The sequence below is a fragment of the Syntrophomonas sp. UBA1041 genome (assembly GCF_002316705.1).
Lineage (GTDB): Bacteria > Bacillota > Syntrophomonadia > Syntrophomonadales > Syntrophomonadaceae > DTU019.
Map to the genome: position 1 here is coordinate 1 of NZ_DCEA01000118.1, position 6,168 is coordinate 6,168.

Below are 6,168 nucleotides of genomic sequence, written 5' to 3' on the forward strand. Positions count from 1 at the left end.
CCGCCGGCCTCCTTAAGAGACCGGGCCAGCAACCGTATTCTCTTATTATTCGGATCCAAACCGGTCATAGCCAGCAATACTTTTACTTGCCTCATAGTATTAAACCTTGGGGCTATTTGATCAGGTACTTTGCTGCAACTTCGTCTGCCAGGGTGTAGGGGTCGGTCTCTTTCTTCAGCAGCTTCTGCACCATTTGATCGAATTCGCCCGTTTCGATGAGCTTGTTTAAAACAGGCTCTAATATGGCCGATCTCAAAGCATCGTTGATCTCTGTCTGCACTTTTAGCTGAGCTCTTTCCTGTAAGAGATTATTATCATACAGGAACTTATAATGCTCCTGTATCTTCTCATACAGTTCATCGACGCTTTTGGCAAAGGAATGGGGCTCCAGGTTGCTTTCAACCATCACGATGGGAGGCCGCCAACCACTGGGGAACTTGCCCATATCCATCATGCTCAGGGTTTCCTTATAGAGCTTGCGGGCTCCCTCGCGGTCTGCCTTATTGATGATGAATATATCGGCAACTTCCATCAAACCGGCTTTAATAGCCTGTACCTCGTCGCCCATGCCGGGAACCAGTACCACCAAGACGGTATGAGCGTGATTGATGATGTCCACTTCCTGCTGACCTACGCCAACGGTTTCTACAATGATCACGTCTTTGCCCATTACGTCCAGGACATGAATCCCATCCCCTACCGCTTTGGAAAGTCCGCCCATTGCACCGCGGGTGGCCAGGCTGCGAACAAATACGCCCGGATCATCGGCATGCCGCAACATCCTAATCCTGTCTCCTAGCAAGGCTCCACCGGTAAAGGGGCTGCTCGGATCAACCGCCATGACGCCCACAGTCTTATTCTTGGCTCTAATACTGCAGATCAGTTGGTCGGTCAGGGTGCTCTTTCCAGCTCCCGGTGCTCCGGTAATACCCACCACATGGGCCCTGCCTGTAAACGGAAATATATGCTTTATGGCTTCATGGGTATTCGGGACCTGGTCTTCAATGTTGCGGATGAGGCGGGAGACAGCCCGAATGTCTCCCGTCAACGCCCTTTTACCTAGTTCTTCCATAGTTATTACTCCTTAGCAGCTATGTTGGTATTAATCCACTCCACAATGGAGTCAAGAGTAGCACCCGGAGTGAATATGGCCTTTAACCCTGCGTCGTACAGAGGCTGCATATCACGGTCAGGGATGATGCCGCCGCCTACAACTGGAATATCAGTTACCCCGCGATCTTTTAACTGTTGTACAACTTCAGGATACAGATAGGTATGAGCACCGGACAGGCAGCTCAAACCGACCATGTCAACGTCTTCTTGAATGGCTGCGTTAACGATCTGTTCAGGGGTGTTGTGGCATCCGGTATAGATAACCTCAAAGCCTGCATCACGGAAGCATCTTGCTAAAACTTTTGCTCCGCGGTCATGTCCATCAAGTCCCGGTTTGGCCAGTAGTATACGGATCTTCTTTGCCATTAACAATAACCTCCTTCTAAACTACATTTTCTAGTAGATGCCGGGGTCACGGTACTCGCCGTAAACTTCCCGATAAACATCGCAGATTTCCTGAACGCTGGCCCGAGCCTTGACGGCTTCGATGCAATAAGGCATAACGTTTTCGCCCTTTTCACAGGCTTTCTTGATATCTTCCAAACACTCTTTGACTCTCTTGCTGTCGCGGTTTCTCTTAACGGCAGCCAGTCTTTGAAGCTGTTCTTGTTCAACTGTTTCATCAATTTCTACCAGAGGAATGTCCACTTCTTCATTTTCCACATTGTACTTATTGACGCCGATCATGATCTTTTCGGCAGCATCGATCTGGCGCTGGAATTTGTATGCGGCGTCGGAGATTTCAAGCTGCGGGAAGCCCTTTTCGATAGCCGCCACCATGCCGCCCAGTTCGTCGATCTTGTGGATGTAATCCCAGGCTTGCTCTTCCATCTCGTTGGTCAGCGCTTCTACGAAATAGGATCCTGCCAAGGGGTCGATGGTGTTGCATACGCCGGTTTCCTCGGCGATGATCTGCTGAGTTCTGAGCGCGATCTGCACCGCATGGTCGGAAGGCAGACACAGCACTTCGTCCAGGGAGTTGGTGTGCAGTGAGGCGGTTCCGCCGAGCACGGCAGCCAGAGCTTCGGTGGCGGTTCTGACCACGTTGTTGTAAGGCTGTTGCGCAGTCAGTGAGCAGCCGGCGGTCTGGGTGTGGAAGCGCATCCACCAGGATCTCTCGTCAGTGGAGCCATAGCGTTCTCTCATGCCGCGAGACCAGATTCTTCTGGCGGCGCGCATCTTGGCGATTTCTTCAAAGAAGTCGATATGGGAGTTGAAGAAGAAGGACAGGCGCGGTGCAAAGCTGTCAACCGGCAGGCCTTTTCTTCTGATAACGTCTTCCACATATTCCATGCCGTCGCGCAGGGTGAAGGCCAATTCCTGAACAGCAGTAGCGCCGGCTTCTCTGATGTGATAGCCGCTGATGCTGACAGTGTTCCATTTGGGAACATATTTGGTGCCGAATTCGATAGTGTCTGAGATCAGTTTAACTGAGGGCTCGGGCGGGCACATCAAGGTCTTCTGGGCGATAAACTCCTTCAGCATGTCATTCTGAATGGTACCGGACAACTGGGTTAAAGGAATACCCTGGATGTCTGCGGTAGCGCAATACATAGCCCATAGAATGGTAGCCGGCGGATTGATGGTCATGGAGGTGGAAACCTTGCCCAGCGGAATACCTTTGGTCAGGTCAAAGAAGTCTTCAATGGTGTCAATGGCAACACCGCATTTGCCGCATTCGCCTTTGGCCTTGGGGGAGTCGGTGTCATAGCCCATCAGAGTGGGGAAGTCAAAAGCGGTGGAGAGACCGGTTTGACCATTGTTTAACAGATAATGCCATCTTTCATTGGTGGTTACAGCAGTACCCATCCCGGAGAACATACGGAAAGTCCAATATTTGCCCCTGTAACCAGTCGCCTGGCATCCCCGCAGAAACGGAAATTGGCCCGGATAGGCGATATCCTTCTCAAAATCCATACCGCCGATGTCTTCGGGACCATAAATCCTCTTGATTCCCAGGTCGGAAACGGTACTCCAATCGGCTTTCTGGTCCGGGTTCTTGGAGACGACGCGCTTTACTTCATCTTCCCATTTCTTACGCAGCAGACTTGATTGGTCCAACAATTCTTGGGTAAATAACATGTTACCCCTCCTCAATTAGTTTTTAATTACCCCTTACCCAGCTCGTGTGGGTCAATACTCAATACCGGTTTGATTTCTTACCCCGGCATTGTAATGGTGTTTGATTTCCCTAACCTCGCTAACCATATCAGCTTTTTCCAGAATTCTTGGGGCGGCATATCTTCCCGTAAGAATGATGTCCGTCTCGGCCGGCTTACTTTCCAGCAAAGCCAACACTTCATCTTCGGGAATCAGCTTAAAGTCCATTGCTACATTGATTTCGTCAAGGATGATCATGTCATACTTGCCACTCGCAACTACTTCCTTGGCTTTCTCCAACCCTTGCCGGGCAAGCTCCACATCGACAGGAGCCGGCTTGTCACGCATCACAAAACTGTCCAGCCCGTATTGGTACAAATCAATATCGGGGAGGCATTTCTGAATGGCCAGAACTTCACCATAAAGCCGGCCTTTCATGAATTGAATGATGCAGACCCGGTAACCATGGCCTGAGGCCCTTAAAGCCTGGCCAAAAGCCGCGGTGGTTTTGCCCTTACCGTCGCCGGTTATTACCATAATAAGGCCTTGTTTGGCTAAGTTGTCTGCTCGTACTTCAATGGACATAGCATAATTCTCCTTCTGGTAGGTCGCAGCACAGATACACCGGGGGTGATCTGCCTGCATGCATTCCATTTCCAGTTGTGGGTAGACAATAATACGGCAATACTCCTTGGCGGTCGTTCACCAATCGCTGATACCAGCCTCACTGATACGGGCAGCGGGCATGGATTTAGAGATAGATGCACTGTTTCCAAGTTAAAGAGAAAGTTGATAAAGAGAAATTGCGTTCAGTACGGGTTGGTACTCATAACCCGTACCGGCCTTGTAGGACATAACGGCCTGCCGTTCACCCCCTCTCCGTTAACATGGACATGATAACTAAAATCCGCAGGGGCTCAAGGCTCTCGCTGAATAAACGAGCCGTAATGCCGGCTTTTGCAAAGAATGGTGTAATAATAAGTGTTGTATCGGCTTGCTTATTAATTTTTATAAGTAGGTTTGATATCTCTGAGGTGTGCTGGGGATTGTTTGTATCCCAACTATATTAATGTATATTATATATCACATGCTTCATCGTGTAAATTTTTTTTTAAAATCTTTTTAAAAGTGCAATATTATCAGATTTGCTATATTCTTCCCCCAGATTTTATCGGGCTCATTCCAGACTTATAGAACCCATTGTCCCGCGACGGTACTCCTGCAACACCAGGCGGCTGACCTTGTCCAGATCGGGTTGGCCCCCTTTTTGTAAAAGGCCTCTGGATGCGGCAATCGCTGCCAGTATATCCTCTACAGGCAAATCCACATTCTGCACCCGGTAGCGCTCCCGCAAAACATCGGGGTGGCGTTCCTTGAGAAGCTCCACCAGATACAGGGCGACATTATATTCCTGGTATGCATTCTCACCTATTATATTCAACAAGGCTAACTTTAAACCCTGCTTTTCATCTTCAATTTTAGGCCACATCAATCCGGGGGTATCAAGCAATTCTATGTCCTCTCTGATGCGCAGCCATTGCTTGCCGCGAGTGACTCCGGGCTTTTCTCCAACCCGGGCCATTTTACGCCCCGCCAGACAGTTTAAAAAGGTTGATTTGCCAACGTTGGGAACCCCCACCACCATGACCCGAACCGGCCTGACACGGCGCCCTTTTCGCAACATCATCTCCGCCAAAGGGGCGTAAACCTGTTTGGTCAGATCCAAAACTCGTTTGCTGCCCCGGCAGTGCGCGGAATCCATGGCTGCCACCAAATAGCCCTGCTTCTTCAGATGCTCTTTGCTTCTGGAAGCAGCCTGCGCGTCAGCCAGGTCAATTTTATTTAAGACCATGATAAGGCTTTTTTGGCGGATCATCTTCTCCAGCTCCGGGTTGCGGCAGGCCATCGGCGCCCGGGCGTCCAGGAGTACTATGACGATGTCCACCAGTTTGATATTTTCTTCTATTTCGCGGCGGGCTTTGACCATGTGGCCCGGAAACCATTGTATCAATCTGCAGCCTCCCCGGTTAAAGATAAAGAGAATACCATAAGGTATTCTCTCCGGTTACTTCATTATATACTATTTCCTTAAAATCAATCTAAAATCTGCGTTTTTCTTTGACCCGGGCTTTTTTGCCGGTAAGGCCACGCAGGTAGAACAATCTGGCCCGGCGCACCTTGCCCCTTCTGGTGATCTCAACCTTGGCGATGCGCGGCGAATGAATCAGGAAGGTTCTTTCTACGGCCACCCCGTAAGTAATGCGGCGCACGGTAAATGTCCTGGATAATCCGGCACCCCTGATCTTTAAGACAGTCCCCTCAAAAACCTGAATTCTTTCCCGGTTGCCTTCCACGACCTTTACATGGACCTTTACGGTATCCCCAGGCCTGAAATCGGGAAGGTCTTTCTTGATCTGCTCTTCCTCAATGGATCTGATGATGTCCTGCACGGTTTTACCTCCTTATACAAGGTGTTCTTACATTATCGTATCAATGTAGCGGACCACCTTTGTTTACATGGAACAAAGTGATTATATCATTATTATCGTTATACCACAAGCAAACTAGCCGGAAACTGTGGTTTATGGAACGATTGAGATTATGTAGCATAAAGGGCCCGGCCGCCATATTGGAGCGGCTAGTCTTTAAACCAGGGCTCGCCCAGCAAACGATCCAGAATGATGGAGACCGCGCTGCGCACCGAGAGATGATTATAATCGCTGTCAATGCCGATGGGCTCCAGTATATAATCACACATGGCCATCAATTCACGGCTCATGCCCCAACCGGTTCCGAACAGCAACAGCCAGGTCCTGTCACGGCGGTTGATTTCAGCGCGCAGGCCCCGATAGGATACGGTATTGGGATAGGTCCTGGCTGTTGCTGTTCGGAACCGGTTGGGGCATGAGCCGTGAATTGATGGCCATGTGTGATTATATACTGGAGCCCATCGGC

At 49.9% G+C, this 6,168-nt stretch carries 8 protein-coding genes; 1 reads left to right on the forward strand and 7 read right to left on the reverse strand.

Annotated features, from left to right (window positions below; genetic code table 11):
* Positions 1 to 112: 112 nt before the first annotated feature.
* The 7 genes from meaB to B2633_RS17180 all read right to left on the reverse strand — a co-directional run bounded on the left by meaB (position 113) and on the right by B2633_RS17180 (position 6,130).
* The gene (meaB, locus tag B2633_RS17150; protein WP_481037969.1) at positions 113 to 1,072 is read right to left on the reverse strand and encodes a methylmalonyl Co-A mutase-associated GTPase MeaB; all 960 of its coding nucleotides are present in this window, start codon (positions 1,070 to 1,072) and stop codon (positions 113 to 115) included.
* Positions 1,073 to 1,077: 5 nt separating this feature from the next.
* Positions 1,078 to 1,479, reverse strand: coding sequence for a cobalamin B12-binding domain-containing protein (locus tag B2633_RS17155; protein WP_483171885.1), 402 nt, complete (start codon positions 1,477 to 1,479; stop codon positions 1,078 to 1,080).
* A 30-nt stretch (positions 1,480 to 1,509) separates the two neighbouring features.
* A complete protein-coding gene (locus B2633_RS17160; RefSeq protein ID WP_481037967.1) occupies positions 1,510 to 3,195 on the reverse strand; it encodes a methylmalonyl-CoA mutase family protein in 1,686 nt (561 codons plus the stop codon).
* A 51-nt stretch (positions 3,196 to 3,246) separates the two neighbouring features.
* Positions 3,247 to 3,798 (reverse strand): cob(I)yrinic acid a,c-diamide adenosyltransferase, encoded by a 552-nt coding sequence (cobO, locus tag B2633_RS17165; RefSeq protein WP_481037966.1) that lies wholly within the window; start codon positions 3,796 to 3,798, stop codon positions 3,247 to 3,249.
* A gap of 592 nt (positions 3,799 to 4,390) precedes the next feature.
* A complete protein-coding gene (gene ylqF, locus B2633_RS17170; protein WP_483171886.1) occupies positions 4,391 to 5,224 on the reverse strand; it encodes a ribosome biogenesis GTPase YlqF in 834 nt (277 codons plus the stop codon).
* Between the two features lie 88 nt (positions 5,225 to 5,312).
* Positions 5,313 to 5,663, reverse strand: coding sequence for a 50S ribosomal protein L19 (gene rplS, locus B2633_RS17175; protein WP_483171887.1), 351 nt, complete (start codon positions 5,661 to 5,663; stop codon positions 5,313 to 5,315).
* A gap of 188 nt (positions 5,664 to 5,851) precedes the next feature.
* Positions 5,852 to 6,130, reverse strand: coding sequence for an RNA methyltransferase (locus B2633_RS17180; protein WP_483171888.1), 279 nt, complete (start codon positions 6,128 to 6,130; stop codon positions 5,852 to 5,854).
* Here B2633_RS17180 and B2633_RS17185 point away from each other — a divergent pair.
* Positions 6,097 to 6,168, forward strand: a 72-nt coding sequence (locus B2633_RS17185; protein ID WP_483171889.1) for an RNA methyltransferase, incomplete at its 3' end; no start/stop codon positions are given. The genes B2633_RS17180 and B2633_RS17185 overlap by 34 nt on opposite strands.